Annotated in this window: 18 protein-coding genes; all 18 read left to right on the top strand. The window is 61.7% G+C overall.

Annotated elements, in window-relative coordinates:
- The first annotated feature begins 282 nt into the window (after positions 1–282).
- The 18 genes from IPH07_23445 to IPH07_23530 all read left to right on the top strand — a co-directional run bounded on the left by IPH07_23445 (position 283) and on the right by IPH07_23530 (position 23,095).
- Positions 283–762: a hypothetical protein gene (locus IPH07_23445; GenBank protein ID MBK6920375.1), complete on the top strand. Its 480-nt coding sequence runs from the start codon at positions 283–285 to the stop codon at positions 760–762.
- A 188-nt stretch (positions 763–950) separates the two neighbouring features.
- A complete protein-coding gene (locus tag IPH07_23450; protein MBK6920376.1) occupies positions 951–1,163 on the top strand; it encodes a hypothetical protein in 213 nt (70 codons plus the stop codon).
- Complete coding sequence (locus IPH07_23455) at positions 1,160–2,644, top strand: hypothetical protein (protein MBK6920377.1); 1,485 nt, start codon at positions 1,160–1,162, stop codon at positions 2,642–2,644. Before IPH07_23450 ends, IPH07_23455 begins: the two co-directional genes overlap by 4 nt.
- Positions 2,635–3,039, top strand: a complete 405-nt coding sequence (locus tag IPH07_23460) for a hypothetical protein (GenBank protein MBK6920378.1) — start codon at positions 2,635–2,637, stop codon at positions 3,037–3,039. The genes IPH07_23455 and IPH07_23460 overlap by 10 nt, the downstream gene beginning before the upstream one ends.
- A 268-nt stretch (positions 3,040–3,307) precedes the next feature.
- A complete protein-coding gene (locus tag IPH07_23465) occupies positions 3,308–5,020 on the top strand; it encodes a hypothetical protein (protein ID MBK6920379.1) in 1,713 nt (570 codons plus the stop codon).
- Positions 5,017–6,045 (top strand): hypothetical protein, encoded by a 1,029-nt coding sequence (locus IPH07_23470; GenBank protein MBK6920380.1) that lies wholly within the window; start codon positions 5,017–5,019, stop codon positions 6,043–6,045. The genes IPH07_23465 and IPH07_23470 overlap by 4 nt, the downstream gene beginning before the upstream one ends.
- Before the next feature lie 12 nt (positions 6,046–6,057).
- A complete protein-coding gene (locus IPH07_23475) occupies positions 6,058–7,290 on the top strand; it encodes a hypothetical protein (protein ID MBK6920381.1) in 1,233 nt (410 codons plus the stop codon).
- A gap of 3 nt (positions 7,291–7,293) precedes the next feature.
- Positions 7,294–7,986, top strand: coding sequence for a hypothetical protein (locus IPH07_23480; GenBank protein MBK6920382.1), 693 nt, complete (start codon positions 7,294–7,296; stop codon positions 7,984–7,986).
- Between the two features lie 18 nt (positions 7,987–8,004).
- Positions 8,005–8,511 carry a hypothetical protein gene (locus IPH07_23485; GenBank protein MBK6920383.1) on the top strand — a complete coding sequence of 169 codons (507 nt, stop codon included), beginning with the start codon at positions 8,005–8,007 and terminating at the stop codon, positions 8,509–8,511.
- Positions 8,512–8,514: 3 nt separating this feature from the next.
- Positions 8,515–9,357, top strand: coding sequence for a hypothetical protein (locus IPH07_23490; protein MBK6920384.1), 843 nt, complete (start codon positions 8,515–8,517; stop codon positions 9,355–9,357).
- 1,194 nt (positions 9,358–10,551) lie between these two features.
- Entirely contained in the window at positions 10,552–10,947 is a 396-nt protein-coding gene (locus IPH07_23495) for a hypothetical protein (GenBank protein ID MBK6920385.1), read from the top strand.
- Positions 10,948–10,989: 42 nt separating this feature from the next.
- Positions 10,990–14,124 carry a hypothetical protein gene (locus tag IPH07_23500; protein ID MBK6920386.1) on the top strand — a complete coding sequence of 1,045 codons (3,135 nt, stop codon included), beginning with the start codon at positions 10,990–10,992 and terminating at the stop codon, positions 14,122–14,124.
- 33 nt (positions 14,125–14,157) lie between these two features.
- On the top strand, positions 14,158–15,351 hold the full coding sequence (locus IPH07_23505; GenBank protein ID MBK6920387.1) for a tail fiber domain-containing protein: 1,194 nt from the start codon (positions 14,158–14,160) through the stop codon (positions 15,349–15,351).
- Positions 15,352–15,361: 10 nt separating this feature from the next.
- Positions 15,362–17,188, top strand: a complete 1,827-nt coding sequence (locus IPH07_23510; protein ID MBK6920388.1) for a hypothetical protein — start codon at positions 15,362–15,364, stop codon at positions 17,186–17,188.
- Complete coding sequence (locus tag IPH07_23515; protein ID MBK6920389.1) at positions 17,189–20,257, top strand: hypothetical protein; 3,069 nt, start codon at positions 17,189–17,191, stop codon at positions 20,255–20,257.
- A gap of 101 nt (positions 20,258–20,358) precedes the next feature.
- Complete coding sequence (locus IPH07_23520; protein MBK6920390.1) at positions 20,359–21,027, top strand: hypothetical protein; 669 nt, start codon at positions 20,359–20,361, stop codon at positions 21,025–21,027.
- A gap of 752 nt (positions 21,028–21,779) precedes the next feature.
- Positions 21,780–22,664, top strand: coding sequence for a hypothetical protein (locus IPH07_23525; protein ID MBK6920391.1), 885 nt, complete (start codon positions 21,780–21,782; stop codon positions 22,662–22,664).
- Positions 22,665–22,840: 176 nt separating this feature from the next.
- The gene (locus tag IPH07_23530; protein ID MBK6920392.1) at positions 22,841–23,095 is read left to right on the top strand and encodes a hypothetical protein; all 255 of its coding nucleotides are present in this window, start codon (positions 22,841–22,843) and stop codon (positions 23,093–23,095) included.
- The last annotated feature ends 331 nt before the right edge of the window (positions 23,096–23,426 follow it).

The following is a 23,426-nucleotide window of genomic DNA, read 5'->3' on the forward strand; positions in this document are numbered from 1 at the left end:
GTGCTTCCCGGTTCCCTGGCCCGACGTTCCCGACCCCGACCCACCCTCGCCTCCGGGTCAGCCGGAACCGTGCGAAGGACTCCCTCGCGAGTGGGCGGGCTGGTACACCGCGGACGATCCGTGTTGCCCAGTACACCAATGCCTAGTCGATGCGGGCGCCGACGCTTGTGGCATGTTCGATGCATGCTACGCACTTGGCGATGGTGCGGTGTGCGGGGATACGCTTTGCGATGGCATGCAATGCAGCTTGTGTGAGTAGCGCAGATGCGGTATGCTAGTCGCATGCCAAGTCCCCCCGACGAGATCCGGGCGCGTTTGCGCGAGCTAGACGACGCGTTCTCTCACGTGCGCGGTGTTCCGTCCGAGGACGTGGACGACGCCCTAGCAGCGCTACTTGACGGTGGCGACCTCGCCTCGCATCGACGCGAGTACGCTATCCTATTGGCCACTGCGCAGTGCAGCGACGAACAGATCGCCGCATCCCTTGAAGCGCGCACGTCCGGGGATCTGTATCCTACCTCACCGATTGATCGTGCTGCGACCGCACAAGCCCGCCTCGTCGGCCGCGCCGCCCTCACCGTGCGAGCCTACTCGGCCGCGACCGGGGAAACGTTCCTGGACAAGGACGCATGGGCGCCCCTCAAGGAAGCGTCGTATCAGTGGACCGGGTGGACGCGCGAGGGGTACGACGTGCACGTGCGCAAGGCGCTTGAGACCGCCGAAAAGACCGTCGCAGCGGGCGGCTTGCGCGTGGTAAGCTAATCCTATGCCCATTCGTCCAGTCCTCACCTGCCCCACGTGCCGCCATACATGGGCGCTCCCGGACGACGTTCCCGAGCGCAAGGCCTGGGGACGCTTGCTTCGCGCAGGCGCCGCACACCAGCACGCCACTACGATCACGGAACGTGAGCCGCCTTACAATACGATCTGGTTAGCCTCGGAGGCGGAAGATGGATGATGTTTACAGTTTCCGCGTCACTAAGCGTCACATGATCTTTACATGTCCTGACGGACGTGAGGTGCGTTACAAGATCGGCATGTACACTGATCTGTCCGCGTTGGACGACGGCACCCGCGAAGCATTCGCGTCGGTCGTGATGGGGTTCGTTCTGGCGCAGCACCCTGTCGCCCCCATCGCCGCGCCCCCCGCCGAACTCCAGTGACTTCCCCCCTATCCCCAGAGCTGGCCACGGCCCTCCGGGTCGAGAGGATCGAAGCTGCAGCGTCCGCCGCGCCACCCGACTTCCGTGCTCTCCTGCACGAAAAGCAACGGGAGTTCTTTGATTATGACGGGCGCGAGCGCAACGTACTGGGCGGTCGACAGGGCGGCAAGACGTTCGGCGTGGTGGCGTGGCAGTGGGCCGGAGCCTGGGACAAGCCCGGCAGTCTGAACCCCTACCTCGCCCTCACCTCGGCCTCCGCGCGTAACATCGTGTGGCCTGAGGTCCTCCGCATTTCGCAGTCGCTCGGATTCCCTAGCGACTGGCTCCACGAACGCGAGCTGTTGGTCAAGTTCCCGAACGGCAGTATCTGGAAAGCGGCGGGCACGGACGACTCCCGTACGATCGAGAGCTGGCGCGGCGTGAAGACGTACCGCCCCGCCCTTGACGAAATGGGCTCCCAGGACAACGCGTTCATCGGCTACTTCCTGTCCGAGATCATCTGGCCCACGATGATTCGCTTCAAGGGCCAGCTTGCGAAGGTAGGCACGCCCGCGCGTGTGTGCGATGGGTACTGGTTCGACCAAACAGGTCCCCAGCGCGCCGACACAATGCCGAAGCTATTCCGTTGGACCGCATGGGACAACCCCGCCCTCGGCACCACGTCGGAGGTCGACGCCTTCGTGGATGAGTTCTTGGCGAACAACGGCATGACTCGCGAGAGCCCTGCGTTCATCCGCGAGTGGTTGGCACAGTGGGTCAATGACCTCACCGAACTAGTGTTCCCAGTCGATATCTCGAAGAACGTTCTGCCGTGTCTGCCGATTCGATCGCGCACCGGAGTTCCACTGCATAAGGAGGGCTGGCGGTACGTCAAGGGTGCCGACATCGGCGTCAAGGATGCTACGGCAGTTAGCGTAGTGGCTGCGCACCAGCACGATCCCCGGGCGTTCATCCTTCAGACCCGCAACCTCGGTAGCAATGTACTGATTGGTACGCTTCGCGACTACCTGCGTGAGCTGAATGAGGTATTCCCAGGCCCGGTCGTGATTGATGCGGGTGGAATGGGTAAGTACCATCACGAAGAGTTGACAAAGCAATGGCTCATGGCGATCGAGCCAGCAAAGAAGGTCGAGAAGGAAAGTCACGTCCGTGACGTCCGCGACCGTCTGATGGCCGGCAAGGTCGTTATCGTTTCGCAGTTCTCGGACGGGAAAGAGGGCGCGAACGACGCACTGATGAGTGAGTGGGCAGTTCTTGGGTGGGACGAGCACGGACGCCTCCCTAACCCGAACCAAGCAGACCACGTTTCGGACGCCGTCTGCTATGCTTTGCGTAAGCTGTTTCACTACAAGCTCGGGGAAGACAAGCCTCCTATTGCGCACGGGTCTGCGGAATGGTACGCTGAGGAAGTCAAGAGGATGCGAGCGGTGCGTATTGCAAAATACACTCCGTCATCCAGAAAGAACTCCCCGTGGGACTAGTCATTCGACCAGCAGAGAACGAGGATCTCAAGGAGATCGCCCGTCAGTGGGCTTCATCCTTCGAACCGGCCTGGGGCTCGATTACGATCGGCAGCCTCTTTCGCCACCTTGCGCCGCATCTGTGGCGCAGGGCGCATAGAGCGCTGGTGGAGGAACTGGTTCGTGAGTGTCTGATCAACGTTCTGGTCCTTGAAGAAGAGCCTTCGGTGCCGCTTGCGTGGGTCGCGTTCGACCCTGTCCGCCTTCATTACGTCTATACCCTCGACAAGGCGCGCCGTCAAGGCCTTGCTACCCGTCTGGTGACGAATGTGCGCGAGGGGTACACCCTCACCGAAGCGCCAACTCACATGACTGCGGGGGGTTCGGCCCTGCTCCGAGCACTGGAGATCGCATGACTTTCACCCTCCTCCTCGCGATCCTAGGCACCGCTTACGCGATTGACGCTGTTTTTGACTTCCTTGGAGGCCGGCAGTGAAGAAAACTGCCCCGCGTTGGTGGTCCCTCAACCCCCGTGACATGCCGGGGGCGGTCCATTCGATCGTCGACCGCCTGGCTGAGGACGGCCGACGCAGTCTGTACATGGCTTTCGAGAGCATGTACGCTGCTCCGACCCTCTCAGCAGCTACGTCGACGGTAATCGCGACCATTTTCGGTAGGTCGGACGTGGGCGCGGTCTGGCAACGTACTCCGGTCATTCGATCGCTGATCGACACGCAGATGAACCGGATCGGCCGATCGCGCCCACGTCCGTGGCCGGTGACCTTCGCAGGCGACTGGGAGATGCAGCGGAAGGCTGAACTCCTCAAACTTTGGCTTGACGGGCAGTTTGAACGTCTTTCCATGGACGACCTCGCCCGAAAAGCCCTCTTGGACGGACTGGTCTTGGGCACAGGGGCCCTGAAAACCCTTGAGCGGAACGGGCTACCCTGTGTCGAGTGTGTCTGGCCGGGGAACCTGCACGTCAACAAGCGTGAGGAGAAGTACCAGTGTGTTAGAACCCTCTACCAAACCATCCCTATGGACCGGGAAGTGGCCATTTCCACGTGGCCTGAGTTCGAAGCAGAGCTGGGGGAGGCGGACGAGTACGAGGATCCTCTCGTTCCTGCGGAACATGACGATGACGTGTCGTCTGATCTCATTCTCATCGTCGAAGCCTGGCGCCTGCCCACCGGAACGGACGCTGATAACGTCCCCACCGGAGGCAAACACGTCATTTGCACCTCAAAAACGGTCCTAAACCCCGATTCCATGGACTGGAAGAGGGACTCTTTTCCGTTTTCTTTCTTCCGATACCGCGAAAAGTCACGCAGTTTCTGGGGGATGGGCATCGTGGAGAGCGCGGGCTGCATGCAGGGCGACCTGAACACCCTCGATGCGGTCCTCAGTGACTCGTACAGCCTCATGACCCCCGCTATCATGGTGCAGAAGGGCTCGGTTCCGAAGGCAGCGTACACCAACGAGGTCGGTCGGGTCATCGAATACGAGGGTGCCCCCCCGCAGCCGTGGACTCCGAACGCTGTTAGCCCCGATTTCCTGCAGCGAGGGGCCGAATTGGAGAATCGGATGCTGCGGCTAGAGGGAATCAGCACCTTTTCGGCCCAATCGCAGAAGCCAGCCGGTCTGAACTCGGGTGTTGCGATCACTGCGCACGAGGATTTGGAGAGCGAGAGGCACGCACTGCCCGGACAGCACTTCGAAAACCTCCATATCGACACCGCGCGGCTTCTGATCACGGAGGCGGAAGACATTGCTGTCGACGATAGCATCGACGACAGCAAGAAGCTAGCCGTTTTGGGCGGAAAAGAGACGCTGGAGCTGGTTTCGTACTCTGACGCACGCATGAAGAGTGACGAGTACGTTTTGCGCGTGTGGCCTGTCTCCCGTTTGTCGCGAAGCGCCACTGGCCGCCTCGAACAGGTGTCCCAAATGACAGAAATGGGCGTTTTCAGCGAACCAGAGGAGATTCTGGAGATCCTGGACATGCCAGACACGCAGGCGAACGCCAATCTGCGTCTTGCGGGGCGAAAACTGGTCCGAAAGATGGTCGATAACGCTCTGAAGAGTAAGCGGGCTTTCGTCCATCCGCATATGCCTTTGGAATATCTTGTGAAGTACGGTACAATGCGTCGATGTGAAGCAGAATTGGAAGGAGCGCCGGATTCCGGCCTCATCCGCCTCGACGAACTGATCGCTACTGCGCTTGAAGAGCTGAAGAAGCTCGCCCCTCCGCCCGCTCCTGCGGTGCCGCCTATGGATCCGTCCATGATGGGCGGCGGAATGCCCCCTCTCCCTCCCGGAATGCCCCCTGGAATGCCTCCAGGCCCTCCAATGATGCCCCCCGCCGGACCTAGTCCGGGAATGGTACCGCTGCAATGAAGAAGACCGCCACGCCTCCGACCCCCACTCCCACCGCAGTCAAGGACACCGCTACCGCGGACGTAGGTCGCGTCACTGCGCCTCCCGACCTCCGAGGTGACGGTGAGGGTGTGGCCACTGCCGCAGCTCGTCTATTCGGTATTGGGGCGGGCGGGGCGCCGTCAGAGGCGGACACCGTGCCCGATGGCAAGGTACCGGAGCCCGAGGTCACGGAAGAGGAGCCGGCGGCGAAGGCAGACGAAGACATCGTCGACTACGAGGGGCTGCGCAAGCTGGCCGCAGAGAAGGCAGCGAAGCGCGCCGAGAGCCAGGGCAGCGACAAGTCCGCCGCCCTTGAGGCCCGTCTGGCCCAGCTCGAAGCAGCTGCTCAGGCGAACGCCGCTGATGCGGAGAAGTTCCGCAAGCTACAGTCGCTTTCGAAGGACTCCCCCATTGAGCTTATTGAGAGCCTTGGCCTAGACCCTGTTTCTGTTGCGCAGAACCTTCATCGAGAGGCAATCAATCGAGAGGGATTCCACGCAAAGAAGACCGTTGAGCAGCTGAACGAAGAGGTTTCGAACCTCAAGCAGAAGCTGCAGGAACTGGAAACTGGAACTGAAGAGAAGCTCACGAACAGGGAGCAAGCACAGCTTGCCGAGAAGAACCGACGGGAGTTCGTCGCCCTCACCGAGGACGCCACGCACTACCCACTGCTGTCCGTTGAAGATCCTGCAGATCGACTGGAGATGGCTATTGAGGCCGTACGTCTCCTCGTCGAAGCGGATCGAGAGGTCAGTCACGAAGCCGTCGCCAAGGTCGCGGAAGCCAAGCTACGCAAAGACCTCGAACGACGCATCGCCGCCCTAGGCGGTGAGCTGCCGGGCAAGAAGGCCCAGGGAGCGACGACCAAGCCGTCGCCGAAATCGATTTCCGCAGAGCTTGCCGGAGAAGCGAGCACGCCCCGTGAAAAGACCCAGCGAGAACGTGATCTCGCGGCTGAGCGGCTGGCGGCCAAGATCTTCCTCGGCCAATCACCCCCCAACTAAAGGATTCCCAAAATGCCCGCAGTAGCCCAGTCTGATCTCGCAGCCCTCCTCAAGGAGATGTACCCCTACGGCCTTGAGCCGATTCTGTACGAGGACTGCACCCTTGCCGGTATGCTTTCGAAGGCGAACGATTTCGTCGGCGAGGCTATCCGAGTTCCCGTCAAGTTCGGCCCCGGCAACAAGGCTTCGGCCGACTTTGCCGAGGCGCAGACCTACACCGGCCCGTCGAGCCGTACGGCCTTCCTTCTGACCGATTCGTTCACCAACTACGGCGTCGTGCAGATCGAGCGGAGCGCAATCAAGCGCTGCCGCGACGCCGGTGCCATCAAGGCAGTGGTGCAGGACGAGAGCGACTCGGTTCTGTACGCCCTGCGCAAGCAGATGGCCGGCATTCTGTACGGCACTGGTACCGGCTCGATCGGCCGCATCCAGTCCGGTGGCGGTGGCGCTACCATCACCCTGACGAACGCGGACGACATCATCCACTTCGACCCCGGCATGCGGATTCGCACCGCGACGGGTGACGGTACTGGTGCGGTTGCCTCTTCGGAAGAGGTGATCGAGAGCGTGGACCGGATTGCCGGCACGATCACCTTCACTGCTTCGACCAACGGTGTCGAGTACGCTAACGGTAACTACCTGTACCAGGTGGGTAACTACAACGCGGTGGCGAGCGGTCTCGGGGCGTGGATCCCGGCGTCCGACCCCACCTCGACTCCGTTCCGCGGGGTCGATCGTACGCAGGACATCGTCGCTCTTTCGGGCGTGCGTATGACTGCGCAGGCCAGTGACGCGACGATCGGCCGCGCTCTGGTGCGGGCGGTCTCGACGGTTGGTCGATTCGGTGGCAAGCCGGACACCGTCATCCTCGGCACCACCGCCTTCCAGCAGTTCGTGCAGGAGCTGGAGGACAAGGTCGTGGTCGAGCGGTACGCGAAGATGTCGGACGGCACCGACGCGAAGATCGGTTACACCGGTATGGCGATCGTGTGCGGCAAGCACAAGGTCACCGTGGTCGAGGACACGTACAACCCGGCAGCCACTGCCTGGGTCCTCTCGATGCCGTCGTGGAAGATCCACGCGGTTCCGGGCGGGTGGCCGGGTCTGATCGACGATGACGGCAACAGCAACCTGCGCATGCCGACCAGCGACGCGTTCGAGTGGCGCTACGTGGCGGAGTGGGACCTGTGCTGCAACGCCCCGGGGCACAACGGCCGAATGGATCTGACCTCGATCCTGGCGTAACCGATGCGGACGCGCACTCTCACTCAGCTCATTGCCGATGTGCGCGCCCGCGCTGACATGGAGGGCGACGGGCATGTCACTGATGCCATGATCACGGTCTGGCTCAACCAGGGGATTGCTGACCTCTGGGACATGCTCGTCTTCTCCGACCCTGAGCGTCATTACGTCACCGACACCATCTCGACAACTACGGAAACCGAGAGTTACGTTCTTCCCGACGACTTCTATCAGATGCGCGGGGTGGACGTTGAAATCCAGGGACGACGTTATCCGATCGAGCCGCTGCAGTTCCAAGAACGTCTAGGCCCCCTCACCGACGGTGATCTTGCTGTATTCGGGGCCCCCGTTACACGATATCAAGTGCGCTCGTCCGGGATTGACGGTTCTGGCACCCGCCTGTACTTCGACCCCGATCCTGGGACCCATACTTACCGCATCCACTACGTACAGGCACCTCAGCTGCTGGCTTCCGGTACGGACGAGCTGGATGGAGTTGCAGGGTGGGAAGATTACCCTGTCGAGTTCGCGCGCAAGCTCGCCCTCGAACGTCAAGAGCAGGATTCTTCTCCTGCACACGCCGCACTGGAGCAGCTCCGTGGGCGAATTCGCAAAATGGCCTCGCTTCGTGATGCGGGCGGCTCACCCCGTATTGCCGATGTTCGCGGCCGCAACAACCTCCGATTCCGATCCCTGTGAGCAGAAAGCTGTGTCCATATGGACTTTCCAGTCAAGCTTGGAGCGCGAAACGGAGGCAACTCCCGCCTCATTCGTGCATTGCAGTCGGGAGTGATCCGTGATGCGTTCGTCGGCAACTGGGTGTGGGTGCAGCGTCTGCGAGAGACCGACTTCACTCCCGATGCGGATACGGCGCAGTCCCTCACGCTAAGCACCCTATTCCCTGCGAATCCGTTCCCGACCAACGTGATTCGAGAGAATCCTTTGGTCTACGTGGCGAGTCCGGCGGCCGGCGGGTCGCTGTCGGCAGTGACTCTCGAGTTCGGTGATGCTGCGGACCCTAACGGGCTGATGACCTCAACCTCGATCTTCACCGGAGCGAGTGGGTTCTTGCAGACCACGGGAGCGGCGGAGTTCACCTCGCGGTTCGAAGCGGCGTTCGACCCCACGGTCGACATCGCCACTACTTCGGACGACGTGGACGCTATCGAAGGAATGGATCTATGGCTGATGATTCAGTTCACTCCAGTCGCGAGCGTGGGGTAAGTCATGCCGACGACCGACTTTCCCGTCTTCCTTTCTCGTGGAGGGAACGCCAACGTCATCAATCGGATGAAGGCGAACTCGATCACGCGGTTCTATGGCACGCCGAAGCTGGCGTGGACTCAGCTGATTACCGCCGAAATGCTCAGCCTACGAGCGAGTACGCAGGTCATCACCCTCGTCGTTGGTGGGACTGCTTCTGACGGCACCTACCAGCTCACTTTCTCGGGCGGCGGGCTGGAAGATGACGTAGTCGTCTCTGCTACCCGAGATTCGGGCGAGACGTCCGCTCAGATGGCAGCCGAGCTAGAGTCTGCGATTCAGACGGCTCGTGCAGGTGCGCTTGCGGATGTGGTCACGAACGAAGTGGTCAACACCGCGACGATCACGATCACCTGTTTGACGAAGGCGGCGGGGGTGGCTCCGGTCTCGGTGGCAGTCAGTTTCCCTGGGTCCGCAACCGGTACGCTTACTTACACTTACGTAGGTAGCATTACGGTGGGGTCTACGTTCGCGCGCACTCCGGCCGTGCCGCACGCTCTCCCCGAGCATATCTGGCGAAAGGCGTGCACCGTCAATCGTCGGGTGGCCTTCGCGGGTGCAACTGCAGTGACCGTGACGGTTGGCGACGCGAACGACCCCGACGGTCTTGTTACTTCAACGAGTCTGTTGAGTACGGGTATCGTGCAGACCACGGGCGCTGCGGAGTTCACCCCGCGATATGAGGCGGCGTTTGTGCCTCTCATCCAGATCACTCTCGCGTCGGCAACCCCCCTGAACTTCGAAAGCCTTACTGCCGGCGAGTTCGAAGTAGAGCTGCACTATCTACCGGTGCCGCAGGTGGTCTAAGTGCCGCCCTCGCGTCGGTTCCCACGCCTTTCCCAGCAAACCGGCGACGTCGAAAGACTTCGTCGGGAGGTAGAGGCGTGGTTGCTTTCCCTGGGGGAAGGAGAGCAGGGCCCTCCCGGACCTCCTGGCCCCGCGGGCGCGGACGGAGCCGATGGGGCTGACGGGGCTGACGGAGCCGATGGCGCAGACGGTGCCGATGGAGAGGATGCTACCCCTCCTACTTCAGTAGTGTACACGAGCGACGGGTCATTCGATACGAGTCAGTGGATTGCTGACGGATATGTTTTCGCTCGTGTAGTATGCCGAGGTGGGGGAGGCGGCGGCGGCGGCGGCGGATCCACGAACGGCAGCGGAACCGCGATGCAGGGAGCGACGGGGGGCGGAGGAGGCGCGACTGCGGAGCGCACCTTCCGACTTTCTGATCTCACTGACCCCGTTACCGTCACCATCGGTGCAGGAGGAGCGTATGGCGCTGGCGCCCCGAACACCGCATCGTCTGTATCAGGCGCTAATGGATCGGCTGGCGGTACGACGAGTTTCGGTTCCTACCTGACTGCTTACGGCGGAGGCGGAGGCTGCGGCGGAGTCGCATCCCAGGCATCCGGTGGAGGCGCCGGAGGCGGTACAGGTTCCGTGGGCGGAAACGCCACGTCGAATACCGCAACTACGGGAGGTCGGCCGGGGCCAGGCGGTTCTACAGGTGTCTCCGGCGGAAACGGATCAGGATCGAGTAATAACGCCACCGCCTCGCTAGGTGCGGAGTGGGGCGGCGGATGCGGAGGCGGACGTCCTGCAGCTGGCATCGGCCAAGCAGGCGGCTCATCTCTTTACGGAGGAGGAGGAGGAGGAGTGGGAGGCGGGCACAACGCAGTGAACGCAGCGGTAGCAGCTACGGCCGGCGGTAGCTCTGGGCAAACTCTGGCGGGCGGCGGAGGTACGGCAGGCACAACGGGAGTCGCACCTACTAACGGGGCGGACGGAGCAGCCGGAGATCTATTTTCTGGTTCGACGGGCGGCGGCGGAGGCGGCGGTTCTCTGACTTCCGGTATTGCTGCAGGCGATGGTGGCGCAGGTGGCCTGGGGTGCGGCGGAGGCGGCGGAGGTTCTGCTTGGGGTACGGCGGGTGCGCCGGGAACAGGCGGGAACGGCGGAGACGGCGGCTCCGGTGCACTGGTGGTATTCTTGTGGTGACACATGCCTCTTGAGTTCACCTCAGTCGAACTACTCTTCGGAGGTCTTCAGCAGAAGACTGACACGAAGTCGCGTCGTCCAGACTCCCTCGACACTGCGGTCAATTTGCAGTTTGACAAAGACGGAGTGCTGAACAAACGACGCGGATTCCAGTTTGTCGATCTAGGTAATGCCATCAACCGGTTCGACGACGATGAGCTGTTCCAGCACCTGGCCTCCCGTCGCGGAGAGCTACTGATTCTCTCGTACGACTACGTCCTCGCCCTCGGCGATGTAGATGCGGCACTGCGTGGAGCAGACGCGGTGGTGTACCGAGGGCCGAACAACCGCGCCTCGCTGCGTATTGACTTCGTGTCGCGGCCTCAGGCGTCTACGACCATTACCGGAGATGACGTCTAAGTGCCCCTCTCGTCCCTCACCCGTCTCTTCGCAGCGCATGAGATGCCCGACGTCGCCTCGCTTGAAGTCGATGGGGTCCATTATCGCTGCTACACCTACCTCAACCAACCCGCAGCTGCGATCGAGGCAGTGTGCCATCGCATTCAGGCGGACGGCACGCCCGTGCTCGTGTTCCACAACGTAGTAGCGCAGGCTACACAGACGGAAATCGACGACACGAACGGTATCCCGCTGGATAATCCGAAAATCATCGCGGTAGGCGAGACGTTTGTTGTGCATTGGCTTCAGGCTTCCGACATCCAAACTGTTGGAGAAGCAGGTTGGCGTATCTGGAGTCTGTACCGCGCAACGATGGATATGGCTGCGTTTTCTGCAACTACGTGGAACGCCCGAGGTTCAGTGGGCGTTCACCCTGACGGACTGTACGATGTGTGTCCAGTTATCGGATCGGCCACGGATTTCGTCGTCGCTCGTCATACGGCAACTGAAATCACTGTTCAGCTATTTACCGACTTTGACTGGGTCGACTTCGACTGGACAACCCTCGTGTCTGAGGATCCCATTCGGGTGCTTGCGGTCTACGCGCATCGTTCCGACAACGACGTGGTGCTGACTTATGAAGGGACCGGAGGCGATGCGCTGACGCTGCAGTCTCTGCGCATGGACGTCACTACCGGCGGCAACGTCACTAGTCCTGTTCTTTCGTTCAACGAGATTCTAGGCGCCTGGGTTCAGGTCGGGCACTGCCGCGTTGCTGCAAACACCGTCGCGCTGGTGACGGAAGTCCAGCTCGAAGACCATCATAACGCCGTACTCGCCCCGCTGCGGTGGTCACACGGCATCGCTTTCCGTGCGATCAACTCTAACGACGCCACGCGACAGGGCGAAGAGCACTTCGTGCATCATATGTCGCTGCAGTCACGACCGTGGATGTACCTCAACGGCACCTCGACTACGGGGGCTCCCGAGGTGTACGCCCTCGCTTCGTACCGCAGTACAGTGGAAGCGGAGGACTGGACTCAGGCGAAGTACCTCGTGCTGTGCTTCGACTATCCACTTTGGGACTCCAGTGACTCGCTTACCCTCCGCCCCCGCCCCATTTGCACGGTCGAGGGGCTGGGGTTTGCCGACGCACGCACGTCGGGCTGGATGCCGGACGCTGGAGCGTTCTCGGCCACGGTACATCAGACTGGCCCCTCGAAGCGGATGAACCACATCTCGAACGTGGCGCTACCTCCTTCCTCGGGGTACGAAGCCAAGACGCGCACGATCGCTGCCGGATTCTACGCGCGGATCAAGACGACGCATGTGTTCAACGAAATCGCATCTCAGGATGGACAAGCGTTCCAGCCCGAACTGTGCGGGATCAACGGCATCGTGGTGTACATGGAAGAGGGATGGCAGCGCCCTCGAAACGACTCGTATACGCTGCCGCTTACGAATGAGAGGCGGCCCAACATCCGTCCGATGTGTCTCCCGATCGAGGCGGGTAGGGCCACGATCTTCGGCGGGGGCACCCTCTACAGCTACGACGGGGAAATGGTCACGGAACTAGGGTTCATGTGGCCGCCGGAAATCAACTTCATCGGTGGAAACACCGAAGGAGATGTAACGGCCCTCGGCACCTATCTGGTGTACTCGTGCTGGTCGTGGACGGACGCAGCGGGGCAGATCCATCGCAGCGGACCTAGCAACATCGCAGAGATCACTCTCACCGGAAGCAACCAGACGATCGCCACCCGACACAAGACGCTGTCCTTGTCGTTGAAGGACAGTATCGAAAGGTACCCCCAGGCCACGAACATCCAACTCGAAGTGTACCGCACCCTCAATAACGAGACGACCTTCTACCGCGTATTCGGCGCCGACCGTCCCCCGTATCGCGTGCAAGACACCCCCCTGAACGATCCGACGGTGCCTTACGTGGATGTCCTCGACGGGGTAAGTGATGTCGAACTGGCTCTCCGAGACTCCGGCCCGTACCAGTTCTCGCCGGGGACGACCGTTCTCGAAATCCCGCTGCCTCAGACCCCGCCCCCGATGTCTGTGTTGGCAACGTGGCAAAACCGCATCTGGGGTGTGAGCGCTGTTGACCCGGCGGTCATCTATTACTCGGACGAGATCGGGCCAGACCTAGGAGCGCAAGGGTCTGCGGCGTACGCGGGACCGGTGTTCGGATCCGATCAGTTCTTCCGCATCGGAGAAGTAGGCCAGATTACGGCTATGATGCCGATGAATAACGCCATGATCATCTTCACGGCGACGTCGATTTACGGCATGGTAGCCCAGGATGCCGGTGGAGGTCTCCTCACACTGCAGGTCGAAGTCCTACATGAGGGGACCGGCTGCATCGAACCGCGCTCCCTTGTCCTCGCCCCTCCCGGCATCTTTTTCCAAAGCGCCAAGGGATATTACATCCTCGATCGTGGACGTCAGCTAGATTACGCTTCTGCTGGCGCTGAAATCGAGGATGACGTCCGGCTTGGAGGCAATGTGCGCGCCGCCCTCCTCCTCAAGGACCGGCATCTGATTACTCTAGTTGTCAACGGAGAGGCCGAGGACGACGGGGAGGGGGGAGTTACCACGCACCCGCGCCTCCTTCACTACAACTACTTTTACAGGCGCTGGACCACCTCGAACATTGTTCCGACGTCAACGGACGCTCGACTGAGCGAGCTGGTGGACGGGATCTCCTGGGGAGGGCGTGGTGACGAGGACGCGCAGGTCTTGCTTGCGCAAGGCGCGCTTCTCGTAGAGCGCAGGGTCGGGGATTCGCTTGCTTACACCGACCGAACCTCCACGGGCGATGTCGGCATCCCGATCGACCTGCGCACCAGCTGGTTCCACGCGGCTGGTATCTTGGGCTACCAGAGGATCAAGAGTATAGTGATCCAGGGCGCCAAGCCTAACAACAGTCAGTACAACGTTGACCTGGATTACGTACGTTCTGGCGACTATGACTCCCCCGAGACTGAGACCGGCCTAACCGTGACCTCCATCTCACCCGCTCGCGCCCGTGTCCGTCCTTCCATTCAGAAGTGCTCCGCCATCCGCGTCCGTATCTACGAAGACGCGGGGGTGACCTCCCTCGAAAACCTGAGCTTGTCCGGGCTGGTCTTCGAGGTCGGTCTCAAGAAGGGCCCAGGCCGCATCCCCCCGGCGCAGATTGTGACGTAACCCATGGTTTCTGCAGCTCCTAATCTCTGGGATATGTCCGGCGAGGCCAAGCAGACCCGCCTCGACTCGTTCAACCCCGTCCGCGGCGGGTACAACGTCAACAACTATTCTGAGCTGGCGAACCAGGCGCGCGAGCCGGGGTTCGATGCGCAGAATCACGCCCTGAACATGTACGGCAACATGGCGGCAGGACGCGGTCCGAGCGTCGCCGAGGCACAGCTGCGCATGGGGCAGAACCAGGCCAACGCGCAGGCGATGGCACTGGCCGGCCGCGCACGCGGCGGAAACTCCGCAGGCGCGATGCAGCAAGCCCTCGCAGCGCAAGGCGGCGGAAACCAGATGGTGAACCAGCAGGCTGCCATGCTACGCGCTCAGGAGCAGCAGCAAGCGATGGCTGCGTACGGCGCCATGGCCAGTCAGATGTACAACCAGGGCTACAACTACGACGCGCTTGCCGGCTCTCAGGCATTGGGCTGGGACCAGAACTCGCTCGGCTGGTACACCGGCAAGGGCAACATGGATCTACAGCGCGACAACATGCGTCAGAACTTCAACCTGACGTTGGCCAATGCCGGCATCGGAGCGGCAGGGGCCGTCCTCGGCGGACTGGGCACGATGTCGGACGAAAGGGCGAAAACTAATATTCGCCCCACGATGGCCAAGGGCGGCGTGAAGGAATGCAACTCCAGCGGGTACTGCAACGTCGGCACCGGCGAGAGGCACCGCAAGTGCGCAGAAGGGTCAGTGCTGCGGAACGGAAAGTGCGTCCCGGTCCCTTCGGTATACTCCGACGAAGGCGCGAAGACCAACGTCAACAACACCTCCTCGTCGATGAACGCGACTGAGGCCATTGGTGCGCTGACGCCAGTGTCGTACGAGTACAAGCCTGGGTACGGAGCGCCCGGGCAGCGAGTTGGAGTCATCGCGCAGGACATGGAGAAGACCCCGGCCGGCGCTGCAATCGTCAACAACACCCCGTACGGCAAGACGCTGGATGTGGGCGGCATGGCCTCCCTCGCCCTTGCGGCTCAGGCCGAGGAGCTGCAGCGGAACAAAGAACGGGATGCAAAGATCGCTGAGTTGGAGGCCATGCTTCAAAGCGGAACCCCGGTTGCCGCGAATAGGCGAGTGAACGTGAACCGAGCAACTAACCTTGTCGGCCCGTCTGCAGCGATGGACGGATATTGGGACCGCCGCCTCGGGGACCGTGGGGGCATCTATGGCTGATCCGCGGTACATGAATACCCGCGACTTCTCTACTGCGGATCTCCCCGACGTCGACGAACCGAAGGCACGCCCTGTCGTTCCTCCGCAGTCCGCTGCGTTCGGTGATTCAATGTTCACCGCTCCTGGGGCTGAAGATACTGTGGAGGCGCAGATTGCCCGTGCTACTCGAGCCTCGATGGATCGAGATGCGGAAGAGGCAGCCGCGACGCTTCAAGCTAACCGTTCTCCCGAAGTGCCGAACGCAGACCCGAGTGGGATGTATCAGGCGGGCAACGTCGTCGCGCAAGGCGGCGTAGCGTCGGACTCCCTCGCGCTACAGAATATGCAGGCAGTCGCGACGCGGGGCGGGCGTATGGTCACGGTCAACGATCCCCTGCATAACGCAGTGCGACGTTACGACAAAAAGGCGACCGCAGCTGACGCGATGGCCGAGAGCACCCTCGGACCTCAAGAGGTTGCGAAGGAAGACTATGCGACGGCAATTCGCGACCACGCTATCGACCAGATGAAGACGTACAACCTGCAGGCCCGCGAAATGGAGGAGAGGGCGGCAAAGCAGCAGGAAAGCATCGCGATGCAGCAGCAGATCAATCGCGATTACGAGGCCGCCCGCGACAAGACCGTGAAGGCACTCAGCAGCGGCACCCCCGAAGACCCCGGCGCATTCTGGGCCTCTCGCAAGGGATGGCAAAAGGTCGCGCTGATTATGTCGGCTGCGATGAAGGGATGGCTGCAGGGTCAGGGCATGTCGGTCGACCCGATGGCCGACATCCGAGCTGGGATCGAAATGAATGTCGAGGCGCAGCGCCAGAACCGCGCCCGTCTTGGTGAGGTGCTGTCTGCGCGCGAGCGCCAGGTAGCAGCAGCTCACGCCAACCTCGAAGAGATGCAGTCCGTCTTCGAAGACCAGACCTCGCGTGATCTCGCGGTGCGAGACGCGTATGAAAAGGCTGCGATCGCTGAGATGCAGAAGTACCAGGCCCAGTTCAATCTGGATATGGTCCCGGTCGAGGCGAAGAAGATCATGTCGGAAATGCTGAACATCAACGCCAAGACCCAGCTCGAACGCGAGGCGCTGATTGCGAAGCACTCGAACAAGCAGGTTTGGCGCGCCAATCCGAACGTCACTGTGCGTGGGCGCGATGGAAACCTCTACACCGTGTCTGCGCAGGACGCCCGCAAGATGGCTGATACCTACGCAAAGGAAAGCAGCGCTCAGCTCAACATGGGTGCCGCGGGTGTCATCGATGCCGCGAAGACGCAGTACGGTGCAGAGAGCGCGAAGTCGACGTGGATGGCGAAGCTAAACGCGAAGGTCGAGGCGAGCAAGGGCGAGAAGAAGCCGGAGCAGCAGCGCCTCGAATATGCGCAAAAGAAGGACATCATGAACTCCTCGGCAAAGCATCTTTCGGATGCGATTGAAGAGTTCAACAAGGAGTGGGCCGGACGCGATATCCCTGGCATCACTGCAGTGGTCGGATCGCACAGCTTTGGCGATCGAGAGACTATTTCTCGGGTTCGCCAGCAACTTCGCAATATTCGTTATTTGTACATCCAAGCGGTCACCGGCGCGTCTTCTCCGAAGGAGATGGACGAGAGCATGCTCAAGTCTCTTGACGATCCGTGGGGCGGTGATGCCGATGTGTGGGGGTCGCTTGCTGCCATGCAGAGCGACGCCTCCAACCGAGTCGCCTCGATCGCCGCAGCGGCTCAGCAACCCCTCGTCGAAGAGTTGGCCGGACGAGGGCAGCAGACGCCCGGAGGCAAGACCACCTCGCAAGAAACTCTTGAGAACACTCAAGGCCAGCCGGACTTCGACATCAGCCTGGACGAGTAAATGGCAGTCAAGGTACGCACAGCTGACGGGGCGGTAACTACTGTCTCCGCGAAGCAGGCCCAGGAAGGCGCGCTTCGCGGAGATCTGCAGATTCTAGATCGTTCCGTCCGCGTCAAGCTCGGCAACCGCACGGGCACCATTTCCTCCGCGGATCTGACCAAGGCTACCGCGAAGGGGTGGGCGATCGTCGATGACGAGGAGGCTGAAGAGCTTCGACTCGAACGGGAGCAGAGCACCCTCGGCAACAAGGCACTTGCGGTCGGCGAACAGGTCGCCAGCGATCTTACGCTAGGAGGTACCCGCCTCCTCGAAGAAAGCCTCGGCGTCGACCCGAAGGCGATGGCCGCCCGAAACAAGGCCGCCGGTGTGGCTGCCGACATCGCAGGCGTCGGAGCCCAGATTGCCGCAGGTGTCCTCTCGGGTGGTGCTTCGGCAGCCGTCGAGGCAGGCGCAGCGGCGGGAGCCAAGGCGGCAGGCAAGGGCCTCGTGGCACGCACCCTCGCCAAGACTCCAGCGGGCATGGCCGTTCGCGCGGGCGAGAAGGTCGCAGCCCGCGTACTTCCCGGAGCTACCGGGCTCAAGAAAGCAATCCCCCTCGCCACCGGGCAGTTCGTCGAGGGCATCGGGTACGGAGCAGGCGCAGAGATTGACGAGAGCGTCCTTGGGCAACGCGACATCGCAGTGGAGCAGATCGCCGCTGCGGGTGTAATGCAGGGCATCCTCGGAGGCACACTCGGACTTGCCGGCGAGGGGTTGGCGAAGGTAGCGGCGAGCCGGAAGAAGGTGCGCGCTACTGACGTCGAAGAGGTCTTTCAACGAGGTATCGGAAATACCGACGAGGTCGTGCACACTCCGCCCGGTCGAATTGCGAAGGTGCTAGCAGCAGGGACGGGAGCCGATTCGGCCGACGTGCAGCGCATGGTCGATATGTCGAACAGCCCTGCGATGCGTGATCTAGTGCTTGCAAGCCCGGCCGACATCGCAAGGAAGACGAGCGACGAAGCAGCCGGACTCCGACCGCATTTTGACGACCTAGATGACGCTGTTGGAGAAGCGCTCAAAAATACTGAGGGCAGGTATTTTGCGAAGTCGATGAAGCTGCGCGAAGGAGCTGACTTGCACGCTCACGCGGTGGCGGACGACGCAGTAGCCAACGCTCTCCGGCAGCTGGGGGGCGAGGATGCGTACGCCGCCGGTGCGCTTGACGATGCGGCACGTGCTGCCGATGAATTCGCTGGAATGCGCCCGCAGCGAATTCAACGCGAGGCGGTAGACGATCTGCAGCGCGCCTTGGAGAAGGACCCGGAGGCGGCTGGGGCGTTCGCTGATGCTGGGTATCCGACTGAGGTACCGCGCCCTCATGCAACCGATGCCGAGGGGCTGACTCTCCCCAAGACCTCGCGCCCTACTATTGGGCAGACGATGGAAGACTTCGGCCCAGCCGCCGCCAACGCAAACGGGTTCATCAAGATGGCCCGCCGCGAGGTGGAGGGTGTGCGCGAGCTTATTGCCACTTCGAAGCTAAACGGCAAGGGAGCGGTCGAGGTGGTGCAGGCAGTCGACGTAGCTCAGCGCAGGCTGCGAGACATCGAGAGCAAGCTACACAAACTCGTTACCAAGTCCGAGCCTGAGTACGCGGCGATCGATGCACTCCGCGCAGCCCGCAAGGAGCTGAAGGCCTTCGTGTATAACAAGGACCTTCTCGGGGACGCAGCAGCAAAGCTGCAGACGGCAGACGCGCTTCAGGCAGCCGCGATGAAGGCTCGTGTGGACGCAGGGAACATCGACCCTACGCTGAAGAAGATCTTCAACCGCGACAAGGATATTACTCCCGACAGCCTGTTGTCGGTGATGCGCAAGTTCGGCCGCGGCCGAGGCACTGAGGACGCCATCGGTCAAGTCTTCGAGACTGAGCTGGCTTATCTGCGGCACCTTCGAGACAACTACGACATGCCGTCGGGGTTTGCAGACCAGGTCGCCAAGGCCGAAGCGGCGTTCGACGGAATGAAGTCTGCTGTGGCGAAGCGAGGGCGCATGCTCGACGACCTTGACGTCGTGGCCCGAGTGCGAGCTGCGGAGAGCGGGAACTCGGTCTCGCTGGGCGGAGGCAGCAACGCAGGTACGATGGCGGGAGCTGCCATCGGCGGCATGATCGCAGGCGTCCCCGGAGCGACGGTGGGCGGTATTGCTGGCCGCGTCGCTACGCACGCTTACACCTCGATCCGAGCGTACGCAGCTCTACGCAACCTAATCGACAAGTCGGGTCTACATATCGACGGTGCGGTAGGCCGCCTCCTCCACGGGATGCGAGGGGGTGGGAAGGCCGCGGCTGGTGCCGTTGGTCGAGGGATTGCGAAGGGAACTACTCGGGTACCTCAGGCGGTCACTAGCATCTCCTCGAAGTCGCGCGCCGAACGGGAGACTGAAGCAGCTCGTATCCGCGACCGGGCAGCTCTACTTGCAAGCAACCCCGACGTCCTTATTCGGGAGATGTCCCTCCCGCTTCGATCCGTCGACCAGCACGCTCCGCGCATCTACGACGGGATCACCGAACTGTCGGCACGCGCTGCTGCCTTCCTGCAGTCAAAGATCCCCACTGGATACTCCCCGCAGTTCTCGACGAACCCCCCCGTCGTCAACCCGGTCGAGCAGGCGAAGTGGGAGAAGTACGTACAGGCGGTTACCGACCCGCTGGCAACTATCGACCTAATGGCCGAAGGTCGCCTTACCGTCGAGCACGTCGAGGCCCTGAAGGAAGTGTATCCGCAGATCTACCGCAACATCGTGAGTAGTGTCATGGACGAGCTGGCGGATGCGCAGGACAGTAAGCGGATGGTGCCGTACCGTGAGAGAATCCAGCTGGGTGTAATCCTCGGGATTCCCACCGACGCCGCGCTTCAGCCAGATCATCTTGCTCAGCTGCAGGCGGTGTTCGCGGCCCCCGACGCCCCCCCTCCCGGTCAAGGGATCCCACTTCCCCCGACGTCCGAAACTAAAAACCTCAAGGGAAAGAATAAATTCACTTTCCCCTCTCTCGCCCCAACCCCCACCTCTAAGACGGAGATCTAATGTCCGACCAAACTCTACTCTGGAAGCGTCTCCGCCTCAAGGCAGACACTGCGAACGATACTGACTGGCGCGGGAGCGGTGTCTCTCCTAATCGAGTGACGGTGACGGTAGGCGGTACTGCCACGTCAGGCGCCTACTCGTTCCGCATTCACGGTTTCGTGACTACCCGCAAGGGTGTTCACATGCCGGTGGATACGACCGTGTCCTTCACGCGCACGAGCGAGACCAACGCACAGATCGTGACTGGACTAGGTGCGGCGGAAGACGCCCTTGAAGTACCGCTGTCGAAGTTCGACATTGTTGCCACCTTTTCCACGACTACGTTCACCCTCGACTTCCCCCCGGACGCGCAACTTGAAGTCGAGCTGACGGCACCGTCGCCCGGCACGATGACTGCCGACAAGGAGCTGCCGCAGCTCGGATCGGCGCCTCACTTCGGCGGCTCGCGCTACAACCTGGGTCAGGTCGCTGTGACGGTGCACGCCGTAGACTCCAGCGGCGATCAACTGAATCCGGGCACCGGCACTCAGACGACCTTCGATCTGGAGGTTGTGGAGGTTCAGCTCGTGCGGCGAATGACGGATACCGGAGTCGAAGTGACGGAACACTACTCTCGCACCAGTACTCAGGTGGACGCCACGTTGAACACCATTTATGAATTCCCCTTGCGGGGTGCTGGGTTCTTTACTGTCCGCCTCACGAACTTCGCAGACGCCGTCGCATCCACCGCTGGCTACGAAGTCCTCATTCGCGACCAGGGGCCTAGCTAATGTCCGCCGTCTCTCCGCGACCTGTCGGACCTTCACCGGTTAGCCCTACGTCGGCCGGATCGGGCGAGGGTATCGACCCGGGCGGGGGCGACGTGGCTACGTTCACGGTGGCCCCCGCGTCGTGGGACTCTCGCCCTGTGCGCGCTGCTCTCAACGGCACGATCGGGTCTACGGTAGCGGGCCAATTCTGGCTCCTACCCGGCGACACTACGGAATATATTTGGTGGTCGCAGGACGACGGGAACGGGCGCTACGTGGGGCTCGATCCTGGTGACTGGGTTGCTGCTCTGGCGGGAGTGACCGGTATTGAAGTTCAACTGGACGCCGGTAACCTCACCGGAGCGCAGCGAGCGGTAGCAACTCGGGCTGCGATGGCAGGTAGCGCGTTCGACGTCAGCGGGTCAGGCGCCAGCGTCGTAGTCAGCGGCAACGGCCTCAACGCTGCGGGCATCCTCATCGGAGGCATGCATGACGAGAGCGTAACTACGCGTCAGCATGGATGCCGCCTCGGTACCCCGCAGTTCAGCGGCAACCCCCTCAACGGTATCGTCGGCAGCCATCTATCCGCCCCCGCCGTTGACGGAATCCCCCTTGCGCTAGGCATCTACCTGTCGGCGCATACCGACCAAGTCCGACTCGGTCTCTTTCTTGGAGGGGATACAGATCTGTCCACTACCACTACCCTCGTGTGCGAAGGTGTGACGTCAGGGTCTGCGACTGGGTGGAACTGGGCCCTCCTGACGTCCACTGAAATGGCCAGCATTACCGCCGGTTCTGATCTGTGGCTTCTGGCCAAGTCGAACTCTGCGACGACGGATCCCGGATACACCGGCCTCGTCGCGAGTGATGGAGTGGACCTGACTAACCAGAACATGATTATCTTCGACGATTTCGACCCCGACCCGGATACGCTTTTCGCCAGTGATTCGGCCGGCGTCGACCTGTCGGCCATTGCGCAAGCAGGGTCATCCCCCGTGTACCTTCATGTCGCATTGATCTACCGCCCAGTCGACGCGGCTGGCGATCGCGTTCTTCTCCGTATCGGGACACACTCCGACCTCGTCTTCGACAGCGGGTTCGAGAGCGATCTGACCGCTCTGAGCCCGGGTGCTAACGTAGGCGTGACTCTTAGCGTCCCTGACGTTCAAGACTTCGAAGTCGATGCAGTCGAGGTTGCGGTCGGAAACGAACACACCGACCAGTTTCGTCTCGCTGTGTATACGGGCGGCATCTTGGAAGACATGGACGGAGCCACTCTTGTTTGGGACGCTGGACTAACGTCTGGAGATCTCACGGAAGAGTGGGTTTCAATTTCTGCTGGAGCGACGTCGTACCCAATTACCGCGGAGGCTACCATCTGGTGGGTGGTACGCGGTAACGGCGGGATCACTATCGCGTACGCAGACACCACTGACGCCGGCTTCGCCAACCCTAGCTGGGACCCCTTCGATCTTGAAGTCACGACTCCAGGCAACGGACACGAGTACGAGTTCGACGAAGATAACCCAAACCATAGTATTGACCCTACAGACCCCTTCGAGTCCCCGATGGTGGGCGACGCGAGCGACTTTCTTCCAGGTAACTATCCGGGATGCCGCGTCATTCTCCGCGGCCCCATCGACACGGTGGCATCATGAATACCTTCCTTTCTAAGTTCGGAGACCTCATCATCGGCGCGGTCGCCATCGCATGGGCAATCGCTGCGCAGTCCCTTCCTAGTCTTGCGGTTATCGTAAGCCCGGAAGCGGCAGCGGCGTTCGGCCTCGTCGCTCTGGGGCGAGGGGCGCGGGCGCTGAAGGCCGCGGAGTAAGTCATGACCGAGCATGACCTCTCCACCCTCATCGATCTGGGGCCGACGGGGGCCCTGGCGATTCTGGGATACTTCGCACGGGGCTGGCTAGCTAAGTTCGAGGCTGCCTTGCATAGCAACGCGAAGGCGACGGAGCAGCTACATGCGGACTTCCAGGCCCACGTACGACGTGACGAAGAGACCCTCGCCGAGCTGACGGCCGCGCTGAAGCGCAGGTCTACACGCGGGCGCGGGCGAAAGAGCAGCGCGCGAAAATGACCTACCCTCCGCCTACCAAGCAGGAATGGCGGAAGTTCGTCCGCAAAGCACGGCAGCTGTTTCCTCCGCCTATCCCTGTGAAGGTCGTGCACTCTCCCTCCCCTCCATTCTCGGTGCCTTCGTGGTGGTGTGGGGGGTTCTGGTGCTGGTACAAGGGCGGCCGCCTCGATCGCGCCGTGATCTGGATCGACTCCCGCCTGCCTCGGGTGAGCGCTGTGGACGCTCTGCTGCACGAGTGGGCTCACCTCCTGCGTGAGGAGGAGCTGCAGGATCCAAGCGGCGAGTGTTTGCATGATGACGCATTCTGGACTACGTTTGGGGAACTGTTCCG

This window comes from Deltaproteobacteria bacterium (assembly GCA_016709225.1).
Classification (GTDB): domain Bacteria; phylum Myxococcota_A; class Polyangia; order Nannocystales; family Nannocystaceae; genus Xiheibacterium; species Xiheibacterium phototrophicum.

Excerpts from the sequence above, each read along its gene's own strand:
- IPH07_23480 (MBK6920382.1), top strand. The coding sequence starts at position 7,294 with ATGCGGACGCGCACTCTCACTCAGCTCATTGCCGATGTGCGCGCCCGC.
- IPH07_23470 (MBK6920380.1), top strand. The coding sequence starts at position 5,017 with ATGAAGAAGACCGCCACGCCTCCGACCCCCACTCCCACCGCAGTCAAG.
- IPH07_23515 (MBK6920389.1), top strand. The coding sequence starts at position 17,189 with ATGGCAGTCAAGGTACGCACAGCTGACGGGGCGGTAACTACTGTCTCC.
- IPH07_23445 (MBK6920375.1), top strand. The coding sequence starts at position 283 with ATGCCAAGTCCCCCCGACGAGATCCGGGCGCGTTTGCGCGAGCTAGAC.
- IPH07_23495 (MBK6920385.1), top strand. The coding sequence starts at position 10,552 with ATGCCTCTTGAGTTCACCTCAGTCGAACTACTCTTCGGAGGTCTTCAG.
- IPH07_23485 (MBK6920383.1), top strand. The coding sequence starts at position 8,005 with ATGGACTTTCCAGTCAAGCTTGGAGCGCGAAACGGAGGCAACTCCCGC.
- IPH07_23500 (MBK6920386.1), top strand. The coding sequence starts at position 10,990 with ATGCCCGACGTCGCCTCGCTTGAAGTCGATGGGGTCCATTATCGCTGC.
- IPH07_23450 (MBK6920376.1), top strand. The coding sequence starts at position 951 with ATGGATGATGTTTACAGTTTCCGCGTCACTAAGCGTCACATGATCTTT.
- IPH07_23505 (MBK6920387.1), top strand. The coding sequence starts at position 14,158 with ATGTCCGGCGAGGCCAAGCAGACCCGCCTCGACTCGTTCAACCCCGTC.
- IPH07_23525 (MBK6920391.1), top strand. The coding sequence starts at position 21,780 with ATGGCCAGCATTACCGCCGGTTCTGATCTGTGGCTTCTGGCCAAGTCG.
- IPH07_23490 (MBK6920384.1), top strand. The coding sequence starts at position 8,515 with ATGCCGACGACCGACTTTCCCGTCTTCCTTTCTCGTGGAGGGAACGCC.
- IPH07_23530 (MBK6920392.1), top strand. The coding sequence starts at position 22,841 with ATGACCGAGCATGACCTCTCCACCCTCATCGATCTGGGGCCGACGGGG.
- IPH07_23510 (MBK6920388.1), top strand. The coding sequence starts at position 15,362 with ATGAATACCCGCGACTTCTCTACTGCGGATCTCCCCGACGTCGACGAA.
- IPH07_23475 (MBK6920381.1), top strand. The coding sequence starts at position 6,058 with ATGCCCGCAGTAGCCCAGTCTGATCTCGCAGCCCTCCTCAAGGAGATG.